Here is a 16,542-nt window from a genome sequence, read left to right as displayed (position 1 = left end):
CGACACTCCAATTAATGCAATGACTACTTGACGCCGTACAGAATGATCTTGCTGCCCCGTTTGACCCAACGCCCACTGCGACCACTACCCGGCAGCGACATAGTAGACATGGCGGTAGCAGAAGGGGCAGGGCGTAACAGGCCGGGTGCATGCTGCTGGGCTGATGTTATCGCGGCAGATTTTGCCGCTACTTTTGATTCGATATGGGGAGGGGCACCGGCCGCTTGCTCCGCCGCCGTACTGGCAAAGCGTACGAACTGTTTTGCCATTTCAAACTCCTGATCTTCTTCGCTTAGTCCTTCCAGCTCCATACCATAGATTTCGTTTCCAGCTTCTGCCAATTGACTGGCCAGCGCACCGCCTACGGGACCACCAATCGCTGTGCCTAGCATTGGCAGTGCTTTCTGCGCAGCGCTCTTCAGAATGCCCTTCAGTGTGATGCCGGTTGGAGATTTAATATACCTACCTACTTTGCTTCCGATTTTTTTGAACAACTTTCCGAAAAATTGATCGAGTTCTGCTTCATCTGTCACACCTAGCAACTCCGCCGCCAAATCCATTTCCTCGGCTTCATCAAGTACTCCTTCCATATCAGCATATTCAAATTCACCGAACTCATAACCAGTCTCAGATTCCATCTCTGGCTCATATTCCATCTCTGGCTCATACTCCATCATTGTGCGATCAATATCATGCATGGCTTAGTCCTCCAATTTTTAGGTCCTCATTACGCATCGGGTTATGATCAAATCAGTCATCAGGTTTTGCGTTAACGTGTTGGGTTTCATTCTCGTCAGGTCAGCCTGTTCAACTTTGGTTGCCTTCAAATAGATATGCGCAAGGATCGTGCCAGAAATGCTTGGTGCCAGAGCACTTGGTTTAAAAATTACCTAATAGGTTGAAACTATGATGAAATAATTAACCGATCTGAGGCATCACATCGAAAAGGAACCGTGAAATTTGGCGAAGCTAGCTTCGCCAAAAGGAATAAAATGGTCCGCGGAAACGAAAAACATTTCGGCAAAAGCCGTTAGCATTAATAAAGCTGGTGCTAGCCGTATGTTCTGGGCAATTTGAATTGAAAAAAACTTTCAGGATGGCGTATGCTGGTGATTGCGTCGCCAAGAAGCATAATCAAGGCGATGGCTTCTCAATGTTAGGAAAATAAAAATGTTTACAGGAATCATCGAAGCAATCGGAGAAATTAAACAACTTACCCAGAAATCGAATGCAATCAGCCTGCAAATTGCGCCAGGCAAGCTCGAGATGAGTGATGTCAAAGTGGGTGACAGTATTGCAGTGAATGGTGTGTGTCTGACAGTAACTTCATTAACTAACCATCTTTTTACAGTCGATGTATCCGAGGAAACGTTGCATTGTACATTTGGCCTGAATAGAGTAAGTAATTATGTTAATCTGGAAAAGGCTATGCGCTTAACGGATCGATTAGGCGGTCACCTGGTCAGTGGCCATGTGGATGGGATCGGTGAAGTAAGGAAATTCGAGCAAGTGGGAGAAAATTATCTGCTGGCAATCAAATCCCCGCCATCACTGTTAAAATATATGGTAGTAAAAGGATCGATTACGGTCAATGGGGTCAGTTTGACCGTTAATCGTATCTGTGACGATATTTTGGAAATCAATCTCATTCCCCATACACTAGCTGAAACAAACCTGAAACATCTTAAACCGGGTGAACAATTAAATTTAGAATCGGACATGCTGGCACGCTATGTAGCGCGTCTGATGGAATTCTCTTCTGGAAGATAATTAAATAACTATGGCAATTTGCACGACCGATGAAATCATTGCAGATTTCAAAACTGGGAAAATGGTCATTCTCATCGACGAAGAAGACCGTGAAAATGAGGGTGATCTGGTTTTGGCTGCTGATTTTGTGACAGCAGAAGCGATCAACTTTATGGTTAAATATGGCCGCGGACTGGTCTGTTTAACACTGACCGAAGAACGCTGCCATCAACTCCAGTTGCCCATGATGGTTTCAGCTAACTATTCAGCGCATGGCACCAACTTTACCGTTTCTATTGAGGCGGCAAACGGAGTCACGACAGGCATTTCTGCCGCTGATCGCGCGCGTACCATTCAAGCTGCTGTTAAAGCAGATGCCAAGCCCGAAGATATCATTCAGCCAGGTCATATTTTTCCGCTCAAGGCCCAGAAAGGAGGTGTATTGGTACGCGCCGGTCATACTGAAGCAGGGTGCGATCTGGCGCATATGGCAGGATTGACCCCTGCTGCCGTCATCTGTGAAATTCTGAAAGAGAATGGTGAAATGGCGCGGCTCCCGGATCTTATTGAATTTGCTGCCAAGCATCAACTCAAAATTGGCACTATTGCGGATCTCATTCATTATCGGAGTCTCACCGAAAGCTTGGTTACACGCGTGGCGGAACGATCCATTCAAACTATTTATGGCGAATTTCATCTGATTGCTTACCATGATAAAATGGCTAATACTATCCACCTTGCGTTGGTAAAAGGCATACTTCATCCTGATAGAGAGGCGCTCGTCCGCGTGCATGAACCTTTATCTGTCATCGATGTGCTGGATATCAATGATCGTACGCATTCCTGGAGCATCAATGATGCCATGCGTGCCATTGCTGAGGCGGGGCAAGGTGTTATCGTACTGCTTCATCGTAAAGGAGATGCCGCCGTCTTGACAGAACGTCTTCTGCAAAGCAAAGCACATTACCATGATCAGCCCAAGACAGATTTACGTGATCATGGCATTGGTGCCCAAATTCTGAAAGATCTCGGCGTAGGTAAGATGCGTTTGCTTGCAACGCCCCGCAAAATGCCCAGCATGACGGGTTTTGGCCTGGAAGTGACGGGATATCTGGAAACTCGTAATAAACTAACTGCTTTACAATAAAATCCATCCTATTCTATTTTTTTTACTATTAGTAGCCTTATTGGAGTTAGCATGGCGTATTATGACAATATCCTAGAAGTTGAAACTACGCTCACTGGAACCGAACTTCGCATCGGCATCATAATGAGCCGCTTTAACATTGAAATAGCAGAAGGACTACTTGGCGCGTGTATTACTGAATTAACTAAGCAGGGTGTTCAAGAATCCAATATATTATTAGCTACGGTACCTGGTGCATTGGAAATCCCGCTCGCCTTACAAAAAATGGCCTTATCCGATCAGTTTGATGCCTTGATTGCATTAGGAGCAGTCATACGGGGCGATACCTATCATTTTGAAATCGTCGCCAATGAATCAGCCAGAGGCTTAATCACCGTGCAACTCGATACGGATATTCCTGTGGCAAATGGCATTCTTACGACTGACAACGATGATCAAGCGCTTGCCCGCATGACGCAAAAAGGAATAGAAGCTGCACGCGCAGCGATTGAAATGGCCAATCTTCTGGCAAAATTTGATGAAATCACCTAAAAACTCGTTCATGGCTGCTGCACAATCAACTTCACATTCAAAATCTGGCTTTAAATACAAGAAACGTCGTCATCTTTCGCGCGAACTCGTGCTACAAGGTATTTACCAATGGCGGGTTGCTGGCAGCGATGCCAGTTTCATTGAGGCACAATTACGTGATACCAGCCTTTTTCACAAAATAGATGAATCTTTTTTTTGCGAGTTACTGCGTGGTGTACTTAAAAACGCAACCACGCTGGAACAACATATACAACCCTGTCTTGATCGTTCTCTGACCGATCTCAGCCCTATTGAGTCTTCTATTCTTTTACTCAGTACCTATGAGCTCATTTATCATCTGGAAATTCCTTATCGTGCCATTATCAACGAAGCCATAGAGCTCGCCAAAACATATGGGGGAACCGACGGCTACAAATATGTGAATGGAGTGCTGGATAAGCTCGCAGCACAATTACGTACCATTGAAATTCAGTCGGCGGCCAAGAAAAAAATTGAACCGGCGTCATAGCTACGTTCTGCTAGTTGTCTGATATATCCTTCATGATTATTTCCATTCCATAGCCTAATCGTGAGTTCCGAGTTTGATATTATTCGTCGCTATTTCACACGACCAACTCCGCTGGCGATCCTTGGCATAGGCGATGATGCTGCGCTCATTCCCTACACCGCGACGATTGATTTAGCTATTTCTACTGATACGCTGGTAGTCGATCAGCATTTCTTCGCCGATGCTGATCCTTATAAACTCGGTCATAAAGCGCTAGCAGTCAATCTCTCTGATATGGCAGCAATGGGGGCTATTCCGCGTTGGAGCACACTCTCGCTGACATTACCTGCCAATTTGGTCAACATGAATAGCGGCTGGCTGGAAGCGTTTACAGAGGGCTTCTTTACATTAGCCAGCAAATACCAAGTGGAACTCATTGGTGGTGACACTACCTGTGGCCCGCTTAATATCGGTATACAAATCATAGGAGAAGTCCCCAAACATAAAGCTTTGCGAAGAAATGGAGCAATAGCAGGAGATGATATCTGGATTTCGGGGCATTTAGGTAATGCTGCCTTAGCACTGGCTCATCTGCAACAACGCATCACTTTGGCTCCAGCAGAACTGGCGGTATGTTTACCTGCACTTGATCTGCCTAACGCACGCGTCGAACTCGGGCAGCGGTTAATTAATCTTGCGCATAGCGCTATCGATGTTTCCGACGGATTGCTGGCTGATCTTGGGCATATCCTGGAATGCTCCCATGTGGCCGCCACGCTCCAGGTAGAAAAAATAGCATGCTCATGGGTCATGCAAAAATACTTATCTTTACCTCTTGCAGTTGACTGTTTACTCGCAGGGGGAGATGATTATGAACTCTGTTTTACTGCACCCGAGATAAAATTTGCAGAAATAATGCAGCTATCCCAGGAATTGGCTCTTCCCCTTAGCCGCATTGGTAAAATATCCCAAGGCGAAGGGTTGCTCCTTCTGGATGCAAACGGTAATTCGATCACATACGAGAAAAAAGGCTATGACCACTTCCTTACCTGAACCTTATCAATCTGACATCAAACTCCCCCGTTTGCAGCCTGATTTAGCGTTTGTTCATAGCCGCTTTGCCCACTTTGTCGCATTTGGTGCTGGAGTAGGATTAATCCCGTGGGCGCCTGGCACGTTTGGAACACTCATTGCTTTTCCATTATTCTGGTCTCTGAATTCGTGGTTCGAACCGATCACACTGTTACTCGTTATCGATATACTGTTTATTTTAGGTATCTGGGCGTGTAGTATTACTGGCAAAGTATTGGGCGCACCGGATCATTCAGGTATGGTATGGGATGAAATCGTAGCTTTCATGCTGGTGCTTTATTTCATTCCCGATCATGTGCTATGGTATAGCGCTGCATTTATATTATTTCGTTTTTTTGACATACTAAAACCTCCTCCTATCAAATATTTTGAGCGCAAGTTACACGGTGGATTCGGTGTGATGTTTGATGATTTACTGGCAGCATTCTATACCTTACTTTGTCTTTCTGGCTGGAAGTCACTGGTATTATTTGAAAGTTACTTCTAATTCTGTTTCTAAATCAAACCTGATTCTACCGTTTTCCTTTACGGTATGACTTATTAAACTTTGCACCTCACCTGCTTGTCATGTTTAAAATAGGTGAAACGCAGGGCTGCGATTCGTCCGCGAGGTAACTCTAGAGGTGATGTTATGATTGATGATCAAATGCTGCTAACTTATGCCCAGCAGTTAGGCAAGGCACTTGCTGAAAGAGGCTTTATGCTGGCTAGTGCAGAATCATGCACAGGGGGTTGGATAGGCCAAGCGGTAACTGCCGTAACAGGAAGTTCAGCCTGGTATGATCGGGGTTTTGTTACTTATAGTAACCACGCTAAGCAACAAATGCTCGGAGTGCAGTCTGCCACGCTGACTCAATATGGCGCAGTATCCGAACAAACCGCACAAGAAATGGCAGCAGGCGCTATTAAAATGAGTGATGCTCAGCTAGCCGTGGCGGTAACGGGCGTTGCCGGCCCGACAGGGGGGTCGGAGGAAAAGCCGGTCGGGATGGTGTGCTTTGCTTGGGCATCTAGACAAGGGTTCGCACACAGCAAAACTCATTTTTTCTCAGGAAATCGTGAAGCAGTAAGGCGGCAAGCTGTTGGGACCGCCTTACAGGGTATTCTTAAACTATTAAAAGACATTCCTCCTTCACTCGCTTGATTCTGTGCTAGCGTGTACCGTTGCAGACATGAGGCGATCTGTAAAGGCAATCGCAATTGCGGATATCAGGAAGGTAATATGAATACCTGTTTGAGCGATTAATGTCTTTTCATCATACGCACCGGCATTGATAAAGGTTTTGAGCAGATGAATAGACGATATACCGATAATGGCGGTGGCGAGCTTGATCTTTAATACCGAGGCATTGACATGTGACAGCCATTCAGGTTGATCGGGATGACCTTCCAGATTCATGCGTGAAACAAATGTTTCATATCCGCCAATAATGACCATAATCAGTAGATTGGAAATCATCACGACATCTATCAAGCCCAATACCACCAGCATAATTGCTGTTTCAGTAATTTTCATTGGTCCGTCACCATCTTCATGCGAAACGATATGCACAATATGCTTTAGTGATTCTTTATCACCCATGATAGCGCCTAACAGATCGATCAATTCTACCCAGAAATGAAATACATAGATACATTGTGCCAGTACTAACCCTAGATAAAGCGGTAGCTGCAGCCAGCGCGATAAAAAGAGAAAGCGGGCTATTGTTGAGATTCTTTTCTTGTCAGTCTTTTGATTAATGTCCATAACTTCAGAAATTACTTCAATTTTGCGCACGATAGCGTGCATTTATTGTATAAGTACTGATAACAGATTCAAGGAAATTGGCCAGACTTATCACACAGTCATGGCAAAGCTGGCCAGTAAACTGAAGAAATAATATTTGACTTACAATTTAGCCAATACCGAGGCCACCGTTTGTCCCATCAAGGATGGCGTTGGGCAGATAGTGACATTCAGCTCTTTCAGCCGTTCTACTTTTTCTGCAGCACTTTCACCCGCAGAAGAAATGATTGCGCCCGCATGCCCCATACGCCGACCGGGAGGAGCCGTCAATCCGGCAATATAGGCGACTAATGGTTTGCTCATATTCTCTTTAGCGAAAATACCCGCTTCCACTTCCTGCGGTCCACCAATTTCACCAATCATCAGCGCTATTTTAGTTTCAGGATCCTGCTCCAGCTTTTCTAACACATCACGATGCGAGCTTCCGATGATTGGATCACCACCAATGCCGACAGAGGTCGAAATACCGATCCCCAGCCGCCGCATTTGGTCGGCAGCTTCATAGCCCAACGTACCTGAACGACCAACGATGCCAACATTCCCACGTTTATAAATATGACCAGGCATGATACCTAGCATCGCGCGCTCCGGGCTAATCGTGCCTGAACAATTCGGCCCTGTCAGCATCATTCTTTGCTCTTTGGGAAAACGGCGCAAAAAACTCTTAACCGTCATCATATCCTGCGTCGGGATACCATCTGTGATAGAAACACAATACTTGATACCCGCGTCAGCTGCTTCCATGATCGAATCAGCGGCAAATGCCGATGGTACAAACACAATGCTCGCTTCGGCGCCGACTTGTTCAACGGCTTCTCTCACAGTATTGAAAACCGGCAGCCCCAAATGCGTTTTTCCACCCTTACCTGGGGTAACGCCGCCGACTACTTTCGATCCATATTCGATCATTTCCTGCGCATGAAAGCTACCAATTCTACCGGTAAACCCCTGTACAATAATGCGCGTATTTTCGTTAATTAAAATGGCCACTCTGTTCTCCCTTAACCTTGTTTTGCCACCACTTCGTTGCGTGCCTGAACGACTCTTTCTGCTGCCTCCGCCAATGTTTCCGCGGTAATGATCGGCAAACCACTGTCGGCAATGATTTTGCGACCTTCTTCGACGTTTGTCCCAGATAGACGTACCACTAATGGCACTTTCATATCGATATTTTTAACCGCTTGCACGACGCCTTCTGCAATCCAGTCACAGCGATTGATTCCAGCAAAAATATTGACCAGCATGGCTTTGACACCTGCATCAGCCAGTACCAAACGGAATGCTTTTTCTGTCCGCTCAGCTGATGCGCCTCCACCAACATCCAGAAAATTGGCAGGTTCACCGCCTGCCAGCTTGATCATGTCCATGGTGGCCATCGCCAAGCCAGCACCATTGATCATGCAGCCAATATCACCATCCAATCCTACATAGCTCAGACCAACCTCTGCCGCGGCAACCTCGCGCGAATCAATTTGGGTTGTATCGCGTAATTCGGCAATTCGATGACGACGGAATAAAGCATTCTCATCGAAACTCATTTTTGCATCCAACGCAATTAGCTCGTTAGTTTTAGTCACGACCAGCGGATTGATTTCCAAAATATTGACATCCATATCACGTAAAGCACGATAACATCCCTTGATAGTTTTAATCGCATGGTTGAGCAAGTCTTCTCCGAGCCCTAAGGCAAAAGCCATGGTACGTGCTTGAAAATCCTGCAACCCTACTGCTGGTTCTATATAAATTTTAATGATGGCTTTAGGATTAGTGGCAGCAAGATGCTCAATATCCATCCCGCCTTGTGCAGATCCGACCATAATGACGCGCTCATGGCTGCGATCTATCATAAAAGATAGGTAGAGTTCTCGGTCAATATCCGTTCCTGCTTCGACATAAAGCCGAGTACATAACTTACCCGCTGGACCGGTCTGGTGAGTTACCAACTTCCTGCCCAAAAGCGCTTCGGCTGCTGCCTCCACTTCATCATTGGTTTTACATACTTTGATGCCGCCAGCTTTACCGCGTGCACCTGAATGAATCTGTGCCTTAACCACCCAAACGTTCCCGTCGATTTCCCGACTGCGCTGTACTGCTTCTTCCACCGTATATGCCAAGCCACCTTCGGCTATCTTGATACCATATTCCGCCAGAATTTCTTTTGCCTGATACTCATGAATATCCAATGCCTACCCCTTCTATTTAAAAACTGTTCAAAAACCTGCCTTCTGATTATTTGTTTTTGGCAGCAATGGCCTCAGCAGCTTTCACAATATTGTTAGCCATTCTTTCTGAGGCGGCATCGATTAAGCGGCCGTCAAGTGAAGCAGCACCTTTACCTTGCGCCGCTGCTTCTTTCAATGCCGCCAGAATGCGCTTGGCTTTCTCAATTTCAGCTGGAGGCGGCGTAAATACCTCGTTAGCCAATGCAATTTGGCTCGGATGAATCGCCCATTTCCCCTCGCAACCAAGAGCAGCTGCCCGTTTAGCAGCTTGCTTATAACCTTCAGGATCCTGAATATCACCAAATGGCCCATCGATGGGTCGTAAGCCAAAAGCACGACAAGCCACGGTCATGCGACTGATGGCGGCATGCCATTGATCGCCAGGATAATCCGGGTTTAGTCCGCCGATATTGGTAGTGCGCGCGCGATTGCTGGCTGCATAATCAGCCACACCAAAATGCAGCGCCTCCAACCGTCCACAAGTGCCATTGCGCGCGATATCCTCGACATTAGCCATACCTAAAGCGGTTTCAATCAAGGCCTCAATGCCGATTCTGTTTTTCAGCCCTTGCTGCATTTCCAACTGATTAAGCATCGCCTCAACCATGTAAACATCTGCGTAAACCCCCACTTTGGGAATCAGAATGGTGTCGATTTTGTTGCCGGCCTGCTCAACCAGATCAACCACATCGCGTACCATGTATTGCGTATCCAGGCCATTGATGCGCACTGACAGCGTGATGCCATGCCCTTTCCAGTCCAGATCGTTGATTGCCTGAATGATATTTTTACGGGCCTGTATTTTATCATCAGGCGCAACCGCATCCTCCAGATCCAGAAAGATAAAATCCACCCCGCTCTTCAGTGCCTTTTCAAACATTTCCGGACGTGAACCTGGCACGGCCAGTTCGCAACGTTGCACGCGCTGAATCTTGGTTTCATACAATGTGTGACTCATTTCTCCTCCAATAAATAATATAAATCGGTAAATCTGTAGCGCTGAATCAAAAAAAGGAAGTGGAAGTGATGAAGCATATTTAGAATTTTTTCTTTTGAAGCAAGCGACGGTGGGCGTAAAGCAGGTTAATGGCTGTATTGGTTTCTAACGATGTTTGCACGTTCAAGCTGATATTTCCGGCCAAGCAGATTGTATAGTTATTTGATTTAAGTGTAATTATACCACTGGCTGGGGTTGGGGTTGGATTTGAGTTTCAAGCAGTAAATTTGAAAGGAGAAGCAGATCATGTTATTCCATTTCCAATCAAATATATGCGAAGGCGAGCCACAGACTGTATCAATAATATATCAAGGACAAGCCGAGAAAGTCAGGTTTACTATGAAAGAACATAGATAAAAGACAAAACACCTCCGATCCATAAAAAAGTATGGATAGGAAAGATGACTAACACAAGTACTGCATTATTACGGCGCACATTTGCTGTCAAGTGACCAAATTGCCTGCAATCCTGTGATGGAAAAAGCGACCTTTTTACTATGGGTGCTCTATGGCAACAATTTGGAGCGAGTTGATCGCTTGAGCCACATTAGCGTGCGGAGTCAAACCTCCAAAAACTTGAACGGCTTCTGACAACTGCACACCGCACCGTTTTATCTTTTATCATCCGGGGCGAAGCAATGCTCTCATGATCATTAGCGTGAAACATCACGAAATTTGGGCGCAGAAAAATCTCGCGGTAGAATGCCGCGATGCGGAATATTGGCCTGCTGCATGCTTATTCAGTTATCTCTGCTAAGTGCCACCCCTAGCATCTCTAGGAGGTGTCTCATTATATGGGGTGAGGAGGAAACTGCGATGACGGTTTGAATTGGAATGAAATGAGAGCAATACTACTGTTTCGCAGGCAGTAATTGATGCTTTGGAGAATTATGATCTTGAGCCAATTCTCTGGTCACAAAAGGAGCACAGATTAAAGAAGTCCTAGCAACATAAGTACCGATGCTCACAAGCTTCCGTAGATAATAATGCCACTACCTACTCAAAAACATTGCTTTGAAAGCCAGCTATTTCCTTTTTTTAAACTTTGTCGATTCCCCTTACCGTATAATTTATACTGCCTGCGGCTCGCTTTCGCATATATTTGATTGAAAATTGAAAAATTTATACTGATCCACTTTGGAGGCTATTATCAGGCAATTAAATCCTCTCACAAGCCTCAGCCGCTATCGCCAATTTGCGAAAGCGCGCCAGCCAATATAATGGAATGGAAGAGGCCAGGTTTTGTTGTTTGGCCTGATGCGCGGCGACCAATGCCCCGAGCATAATGGCGCGTCCGCAGCTGTCTCCACCTGCTCGGATATTGGCTTTGATCGCAGTAGTATAATCCGGCGCATGCCTGGCGATATGAAAGACAAGGGGAAGCCCTTCCGTGACATGACAGGCTGAACCAAAGGACTTTGCGGCAGATAGGCTATCCAGCGCCTCCATAGCAAGTGCCTGCTCCAACGTGGGCTTCAATACTTCCCCGGCAACAGCGAGAGCATCAGTCAAAGCCTGAGTCATTGATTTGCCACTCAATATGCCTTGCAATGCAGTTGCCGCACAGCACGCTGCGGAAACGGCGATTTCATTGTTATTGGTAATGCGTACCACTTCTTTAACACGCTGCATGAGCGCATCGTATGCTCCATGGTGCGTAGCAACCAGTGCGGGAATAGCAGCGAGTGCGGGCATTTGATCATCATCTGCACCGGATATTTCCGGAAAGCTGGCGGTATCAAGCGATAATAAAATCCGTAGGGTCTGGCGAGTAGGTGAATCGATATACCCGACATATTCACCACCAGGTCCAAAATGCGTACGAAATTCGAGCTGGTAAGCGGCACGATTGAATTCACCGTGTTTTGCCAAGTGTTTCAGCATTAGCAGGCATACTTCTCCATAACCTGAGGACTCTCCTACCTGCCTGCTGCCATGTGCAAAAAAACCGCTTGATCCGGCATAATCGGCAGCATGGGGTTGGCGAAATACTAACTCTGCATCCTTTTCTATTTCTGCAATACGCACTGGATCATACAACCAGTGCAGGCCAAGTGATGCTGCATCCGCAACGAGGGCGCCGAGGATGGCAGCAACGTCAGGGTTGATGAGAATGTGCGTATTCACTTATTAGGCTCCAGATGAGTTTAATGTTTTATCTTTAGCAAGAAATCTAGGCGATCTTTTAGAATTTAGAGAGAATGCCATCCAATTGCTCCAAACTGGTATAGTGGATAACCAGATTGCCTGCTCCACGTTTTCCAGGCTTGATGACGACATTGGCGCCCAGCCTGGAAGAAATGTCTTCCTGCAAGCGTAGCAAGTCACGGTCTTGCTTGACCATTTTTTCTGCCGGATCCTGCTCGATGCGTTTGATCAGATTTTCAGTTTCACGTACTGACAATTGCTTGTGAACAATTAGATGGGCGATTTCAACTTGTTTCGCAGCAGGTAAGACAAGCAGCGCACGGCCATGCCCCATATCGATGTTCCCCTGTAACATTAATTCTTGCACAGGCTCAGCCAGATTAAGCAGCCGTAGTAAATTTGAAATTGCGCTGCGCGAACTTCCCAGTGCCTCACCCGCGGTTTGATGGGTCATGCCAAACTCTTTGATGAGACGCTGGATGCCAGTGGCAGCTTCTAACGGGTTCAGATTCTCACGCTGGATATTCTCAATCAGAGACATTGCCAGCGCTGATTCATCCGGTACTTCACGTATGATGACAGGCACCTGAGTCAGTCCAGCCAGCTGCGCGGCACGCCAGCGACGCTCGCCTGCAATGATTTCATAACGTTCGGCAGTTACCGGCCGAACCAGAATGGGCTGTATTACCCCTTGCACCTTGATGGATTCGGATAATTCCATCAGAGAGGTTTGATCCATGCTGGTACGGGGTTGATATTTACCCGGCTGCAACAAACTGATATCCAAATGCTGCAACGATTCTGCTAACGTATGATCGTTGTGATCACTTGATAATAATGCGTCTAGTCCTCTTCCCAGACCTTTTACCTTAGCCATTTGCTCTTGATTACCTGTTTTTTTTCTAATTTATCTGGAAAACCCGGCATGTTAAGCTGTAGCCCCCATAATCTCTTTCGCAAGGGCAAGATAAGCTTGTGCCCCTTTTGATAATTTGTCATGGAATAAGACAGGCACACCAAACCCGGGCGCCTCTGCCAACCGGACGTTGCGCGGAATTACCGTCCGGTACACTTTATTGCCGAAATGCTGTTGCAGTTGATCGGAAACCTGCTTTGCTAAAACGTTACGTGGATCAAACATGGTGCGCAGCAAGCCTTCAATCTTAAGCGTAGGGTTAAAATTAAGCCGCACCTTTCTGATCGTGTTGACCAGATCGCTGAGCCCCTCAAGTGCAAAATATTCGCACTGCATTGGAATGACGACTGAGTGGGCGGCACAAAGACCATTCAATGTCAGCAAATTGAGCGATGGAGGACAATCCATCAGAATAAAATCATATTCTTCCTTGACAGGCTGAAGGGCTGTTTTGAGGCGTGTTTCCCTCTGCTCCAAATTCACCATTTCCACTTCTGTGCCAGCCAGTTCCTGATTGGCCGGGATCAAATCATATTTACCCGGCGTGGAAACCACTCTTACCTCAGTGATGGGCTGCTCACCCAATAAAACATGGTAAATCGTCTGTTGCAAACCACGTTTATCCACGCCGCTTCCCATGGTAGTATTTCCTTGGGGATCGAGATCCACGAGTAGCACACGCTTACCGACCGCAACCAAGCTTGCAGCCAGATTGATACCCGTTGTTGTTTTACCGACCCCCCCTTTTTGATTGGCGATCGCAAGAATTTTTACCACAACACCAGCTCCTTAATCTCGCGTTCCGAGATCTGGCTTAATAACGATGAGATGCCGGGCGGCTCTCAAGCCAGGCACCATGACACGCAATACTTTTTCCACTTCAAATTGCGCGGGTAATTGCATCAGCTCGGCATCGGGAAATCGGCCCTTCATCGCGACCAACCTACTTTTGCTATGCTCAGCACATAAATGGTTCGCTGATTTGACAAAAGTGCTCAGATCAGCAAAAGCCCGAGAAATGACCGTATCGAATTTTTCAGAGGGAAAGAAGCGTTCAGCACGCTCACAAACCACCTCGATATTTTTCAACGCTAACTCAATGCAGCCCTGTTTTAAAAAAGCCGCTTTTTTCTGATTGCTTTCAATCAAGGTCAGATGCCAATCTGATCGCGCAATCGCCAACGGAATACCGGGCAGGCCCGCGCCAGCGCCGACATCAGCATGATGAGTCCCGCTAATCACAGGGAGCAACGTCAGACTGTCGAGCACATGCTTGGTTACCATTTCTTCTGGTTCACGCACGGCGGTCAAATTATGTACACGATTCCATTTATTCAGAAAATGGATATATTGCAGCAAGCGGGTGCTAGTCCGCTCCCTCTCTTCAGGCAGGCCAGCCTCAAGCTTATTAAGACCTTCCAGTAGTTGTTTTTCTAAATTCATAATTTATTTTATTTCTGACAATACGAAACCGCGCTTTAGATGGACCAGTAACAGAGAAATAGCCGCTGGTGTAATGCCAGAAATGCGCGCTGCGTGACCAATCGTCTCAGGCTTATGCTGATTCAGCTTCTGTTGCACTTCCCTCGAAAGACCGCGTACGCTTCCATAATCGATATCCTTTGGCAGGCTCGTCATCTCATAAACACTATAGCGAGCGACTTCCTGTTTTTGCCGCTCAATATACCCTTCATATTTAACATTGATTTCCACTTGTTCAATAACTTTTTCATCAGCCATGCTACCTTCTATGCCTAGCAATGCCATTAATTCGGTATAAGTCACATCCGGGCGGCGCAACAATTCATATAACGAATATTCCTTTTCAATAGTCTTACCGAGCACATTGATTAAATCCGCTTCTGGCAACATCCCCGGACGCACCCATATCTTACGTAATTTTTCTTGCTCGGTTTCAATGGCCTCACGTTTAAGCTCGAACGCTCGCCAACGTGATTCACTGACGATTCCTAAGCGATATCCTATTTCAGTCAATCGCATATCGGCATTATCTTCTCGTAACTGCAAACGATATTCTGCACGACTGGTAAACATACGGTAAGGCTCCGTCACACCACGAGATATCAGATCATCCACAAGTACACCCAAATAGGCTTCGTCACGACGCGGACACCATGCTGCACGTCCTTGCACTTTGAGGCTTGCATTTAATCCTGCCAATAATCCCTGTGCAGCCGCTTCCTCATAGCCCGTTGTCCCATTAATTTGGCCTGCAAAAAACAGACCCTCTATACCCCGGGTTTCTAGCGAGCTTTTAAGTGCGCGTGGATCAAAATAATCATATTCGATGGCATAACCTGGACGGATAATATGCGCATTCTCTAGCCCATTGATCGACCGGACTAAATTAACTTGCACATCATAAGGCAGGCTGGTCGAAATACCATTAGGATACACCTCATGCGTATCCAGTCCTTCCGGTTCAAGAAAAATCGTATGCGAGTCTCTATCCGAAAAACGAACGATTTTGTCTTCAATAGACGGACAGTAACGTGGCCCTATTCCTTCTATTTTTCCTGTAAATAAAGGTGAACGATCCAAGCCTTCGCGAATGATATTATGCGTCCGGCGATTCGTGCGTGTCATCCAGCAGGCTATCTGGCGCGGATGCTGTGCCACATTACCTAGAAACGAAAATACCGGCACAGGATCATCACCAGGCTGCTCCTGCAGCAGAGCATAATTAATGCTGCGCCCATCGATACGCGGAGGTGTGCCGGTTTTGAGGCGTCCAACCGGTAATTTCATCTCACGCAGTCGTTGCGCCAGGCTGATGGAGGGCGGATCCCCTGCTCTGCCAGCTTGAAAATTATTATTACCCACATGCGCCAATCCAGCCAAAAAAGTACCGGTTGTCAAGATAACGGCTGGTGCAAAAAACTTAACGCCAAGCTGGGTCATTACTCCCACGACGCGATCACCTTGCAACACCAGATCATCGACCGCCTGTTGAATTAACCATAGGTTAGGCTGGTTCTCCAGGCGCCTGCGAATAGCCTGACGATAAAGCACGCGATCAGCCTGAGCACGTGTCGCACGCACAGCTGGACCTTTACTTGAATTAAGCATTCGGAACTGGATCCCCGCCTCATCTATGGCCTCAGCCATCACACCACCCAAAGCATCAATTTCCTTGACCAAATGCCCTTTACCTATACCGCCTATGGAGGGATTACAAGACATCTGCCCTAGTGTTTCGAGATTATGGGTAAGCAGCAACGTTTTCTGCCCCATGCGAGCAGCCGCTAGCGCTGCTTCTGTTCCTGCATGACCCCCGCCTACCACGATAACATCAAAATTTTCCGAAAAGCTCATAAATGTGCGTTGTAACACCGGTAATCTAATTATTGTTCAATTCTAAGGGATTCCGCATTTTTATTCATAAAAAATTTAACCTAAAAAATAATGTTTCACGTGAAACATTATTTTTCAATATTGAACTGAAA

At 46.5% G+C, this 16,542-nt stretch carries 17 protein-coding genes and 1 pseudogene; 8 read left to right on the top strand and 10 right to left on the bottom strand.

The window, feature by feature from the left end; all coding sequences use genetic code 11:
- Positions 1 to 23 precede the first annotated feature (23 nt).
- The gene (locus AAW31_RS08340) at positions 24 to 698 is read right to left on the bottom strand and encodes a hypothetical protein (protein ID WP_046849886.1); all 675 of its coding nucleotides are present in this window, start codon (positions 696 to 698) and stop codon (positions 24 to 26) included.
- Positions 699 to 1,170: 472 nt separating this feature from the next.
- On the opposite strand from AAW31_RS08340, the gene AAW31_RS08335 reads away from it, so the two are divergent.
- From AAW31_RS08335 to pncC, 7 genes are all read left to right on the top strand, one after another.
- Positions 1,171 to 1,770, top strand: coding sequence for a riboflavin synthase (locus AAW31_RS08335; RefSeq protein ID WP_046849885.1), 600 nt, complete (start codon positions 1,171 to 1,173; stop codon positions 1,768 to 1,770).
- A 10-nt stretch (positions 1,771 to 1,780) separates the two neighbouring features.
- On the top strand, positions 1,781 to 2,896 hold the full coding sequence (gene ribBA / locus AAW31_RS08330) for a bifunctional 3,4-dihydroxy-2-butanone-4-phosphate synthase/GTP cyclohydrolase II (RefSeq protein WP_046849884.1): 1,116 nt from the start codon (positions 1,781 to 1,783) through the stop codon (positions 2,894 to 2,896).
- Positions 2,897 to 2,947: 51 nt separating this feature from the next.
- Positions 2,948 to 3,427: a 6,7-dimethyl-8-ribityllumazine synthase gene (gene ribH, locus AAW31_RS08325; protein ID WP_046849883.1), complete on the top strand. Its 480-nt coding sequence runs from the start codon at positions 2,948 to 2,950 to the stop codon at positions 3,425 to 3,427.
- 10 nt (positions 3,428 to 3,437) lie between these two features.
- Positions 3,438 to 3,935: a transcription antitermination factor NusB gene (nusB, locus tag AAW31_RS08320; protein WP_046849882.1), complete on the top strand. Its 498-nt coding sequence runs from the start codon at positions 3,438 to 3,440 to the stop codon at positions 3,933 to 3,935.
- A gap of 60 nt (positions 3,936 to 3,995) precedes the next feature.
- Positions 3,996 to 4,967, top strand: coding sequence for a thiamine-phosphate kinase (gene thiL / locus AAW31_RS08315; protein WP_046849881.1), 972 nt, complete (start codon positions 3,996 to 3,998; stop codon positions 4,965 to 4,967).
- Positions 4,948 to 5,493, top strand: coding sequence for a phosphatidylglycerophosphatase A family protein (locus AAW31_RS08310; protein WP_046849880.1), 546 nt, complete (start codon positions 4,948 to 4,950; stop codon positions 5,491 to 5,493). Before thiL ends, AAW31_RS08310 begins: the two co-directional genes overlap by 20 nt.
- Positions 5,494 to 5,637: 144 nt before the next feature.
- Entirely contained in the window at positions 5,638 to 6,150 is a 513-nt protein-coding gene (pncC, locus tag AAW31_RS08305) for a nicotinamide-nucleotide amidase (protein WP_187426894.1), read from the top strand.
- Here the strand turns inward: pncC and AAW31_RS08300 are convergent.
- The 4 genes from AAW31_RS08300 to AAW31_RS08285 all read right to left on the bottom strand — a co-directional run bounded on the left by AAW31_RS08300 (position 6,139) and on the right by AAW31_RS08285 (position 9,972).
- Positions 6,139 to 6,753: a YqhA family protein gene (locus tag AAW31_RS08300; protein WP_046851622.1), complete on the bottom strand. Its 615-nt coding sequence runs from the start codon at positions 6,751 to 6,753 to the stop codon at positions 6,139 to 6,141. The two genes, pncC and AAW31_RS08300, sit on opposite strands and share 12 nt — an antisense overlap.
- A 141-nt stretch (positions 6,754 to 6,894) precedes the next feature.
- Positions 6,895 to 7,782, bottom strand: coding sequence for a succinate--CoA ligase subunit alpha (gene sucD / locus AAW31_RS08295; protein ID WP_046849879.1), 888 nt, complete (start codon positions 7,780 to 7,782; stop codon positions 6,895 to 6,897).
- Between the two features lie 11 nt (positions 7,783 to 7,793).
- Positions 7,794 to 8,975: a malate--CoA ligase subunit beta gene (locus AAW31_RS08290; protein ID WP_046849878.1), complete on the bottom strand. Its 1,182-nt coding sequence runs from the start codon at positions 8,973 to 8,975 to the stop codon at positions 7,794 to 7,796.
- Positions 8,976 to 9,021: 46 nt separating this feature from the next.
- Positions 9,022 to 9,972: an HpcH/HpaI aldolase/citrate lyase family protein gene (locus AAW31_RS08285; RefSeq protein WP_046849877.1), complete on the bottom strand. Its 951-nt coding sequence runs from the start codon at positions 9,970 to 9,972 to the stop codon at positions 9,022 to 9,024.
- A gap of 889 nt (positions 9,973 to 10,861) precedes the next feature.
- Between AAW31_RS08285 and AAW31_RS23575 the strand changes: the two are divergent.
- Positions 10,862 to 10,957, top strand: a pseudogene (locus AAW31_RS23575) (hypothetical protein); the annotation flags it as partial.
- 212 nt (positions 10,958 to 11,169) lie between these two features.
- Here AAW31_RS23575 and AAW31_RS08280 read toward each other — a convergent pair.
- Genes AAW31_RS08280 through mnmG form a run of 5 tightly spaced genes read right to left on the bottom strand, consistent with a single transcriptional unit; the run spans position 11,170 to position 16,411 of the window.
- On the bottom strand, positions 11,170 to 12,138 hold the full coding sequence (locus AAW31_RS08280; RefSeq protein ID WP_046849876.1) for an ADP-ribosylglycohydrolase family protein: 969 nt from the start codon (positions 12,136 to 12,138) through the stop codon (positions 11,170 to 11,172).
- A gap of 58 nt (positions 12,139 to 12,196) precedes the next feature.
- Positions 12,197 to 13,036, bottom strand: a complete 840-nt coding sequence (locus AAW31_RS08275) for a ParB/RepB/Spo0J family partition protein (protein ID WP_046849875.1) — start codon at positions 13,034 to 13,036, stop codon at positions 12,197 to 12,199.
- A 51-nt stretch (positions 13,037 to 13,087) separates the two neighbouring features.
- The gene (locus AAW31_RS08270) at positions 13,088 to 13,852 is read right to left on the bottom strand and encodes a ParA family protein (RefSeq protein ID WP_046849874.1); all 765 of its coding nucleotides are present in this window, start codon (positions 13,850 to 13,852) and stop codon (positions 13,088 to 13,090) included.
- A 12-nt stretch (positions 13,853 to 13,864) separates the two neighbouring features.
- On the bottom strand, positions 13,865 to 14,518 hold the full coding sequence (gene rsmG / locus AAW31_RS08265; protein ID WP_046849873.1) for a 16S rRNA (guanine(527)-N(7))-methyltransferase RsmG: 654 nt from the start codon (positions 14,516 to 14,518) through the stop codon (positions 13,865 to 13,867).
- A 3-nt stretch (positions 14,519 to 14,521) separates the two neighbouring features.
- On the bottom strand, positions 14,522 to 16,411 hold the full coding sequence (mnmG, locus tag AAW31_RS08260; RefSeq protein WP_046849872.1) for a tRNA uridine-5-carboxymethylaminomethyl(34) synthesis enzyme MnmG: 1,890 nt from the start codon (positions 16,409 to 16,411) through the stop codon (positions 14,522 to 14,524).
- Positions 16,412 to 16,542: the final 131 nt, after the last annotated feature.

The organism is Nitrosomonas communis (genome assembly GCF_001007935.1).
Taxonomy (GTDB): domain Bacteria; phylum Pseudomonadota; class Gammaproteobacteria; order Burkholderiales; family Nitrosomonadaceae; genus Nitrosomonas; species Nitrosomonas communis.
This window is presented reverse-complemented; position numbering and strand designations above follow the sequence as displayed.

Bases quoted from the DNA above. Each gene is read 5' to 3' on its own strand.
- mnmG (WP_046849872.1), bottom strand. From the start codon at position 16,411: ATGAGCTTTTCGGAAAATTTTGATGTTATCGTGGTAGGCGGGGGTCAT.
- AAW31_RS08300 (WP_046851622.1), bottom strand. From the start codon at position 6,753: ATGGACATTAATCAAAAGACTGACAAGAAAAGAATCTCAACAATAGCC.
- AAW31_RS08340 (WP_046849886.1), bottom strand. From the start codon at position 698: ATGCATGATATTGATCGCACAATGATGGAGTATGAGCCAGAGATGGAA.
- AAW31_RS08275 (WP_046849875.1), bottom strand. From the start codon at position 13,036: ATGGCTAAGGTAAAAGGTCTGGGAAGAGGACTAGACGCATTATTATCA.
- rsmG (WP_046849873.1), bottom strand. From the start codon at position 14,518: ATGAATTTAGAAAAACAACTACTGGAAGGTCTTAATAAGCTTGAGGCT.
- AAW31_RS08285 (WP_046849877.1), bottom strand. From the start codon at position 9,972: ATGAGTCACACATTGTATGAAACCAAGATTCAGCGCGTGCAACGTTGC.
- AAW31_RS08335 (WP_046849885.1), top strand. From the start codon at position 1,171: ATGTTTACAGGAATCATCGAAGCAATCGGAGAAATTAAACAACTTACC.
- ribH (WP_046849883.1), top strand. From the start codon at position 2,948: ATGGCGTATTATGACAATATCCTAGAAGTTGAAACTACGCTCACTGGA.
- AAW31_RS08310 (WP_046849880.1), top strand. From the start codon at position 4,948: ATGACCACTTCCTTACCTGAACCTTATCAATCTGACATCAAACTCCCC.
- ribBA (WP_046849884.1), top strand. From the start codon at position 1,781: ATGGCAATTTGCACGACCGATGAAATCATTGCAGATTTCAAAACTGGG.
- nusB (WP_046849882.1), top strand. From the start codon at position 3,438: ATGGCTGCTGCACAATCAACTTCACATTCAAAATCTGGCTTTAAATAC.
- pncC (WP_187426894.1), top strand. From the start codon at position 5,638: ATGATTGATGATCAAATGCTGCTAACTTATGCCCAGCAGTTAGGCAAG.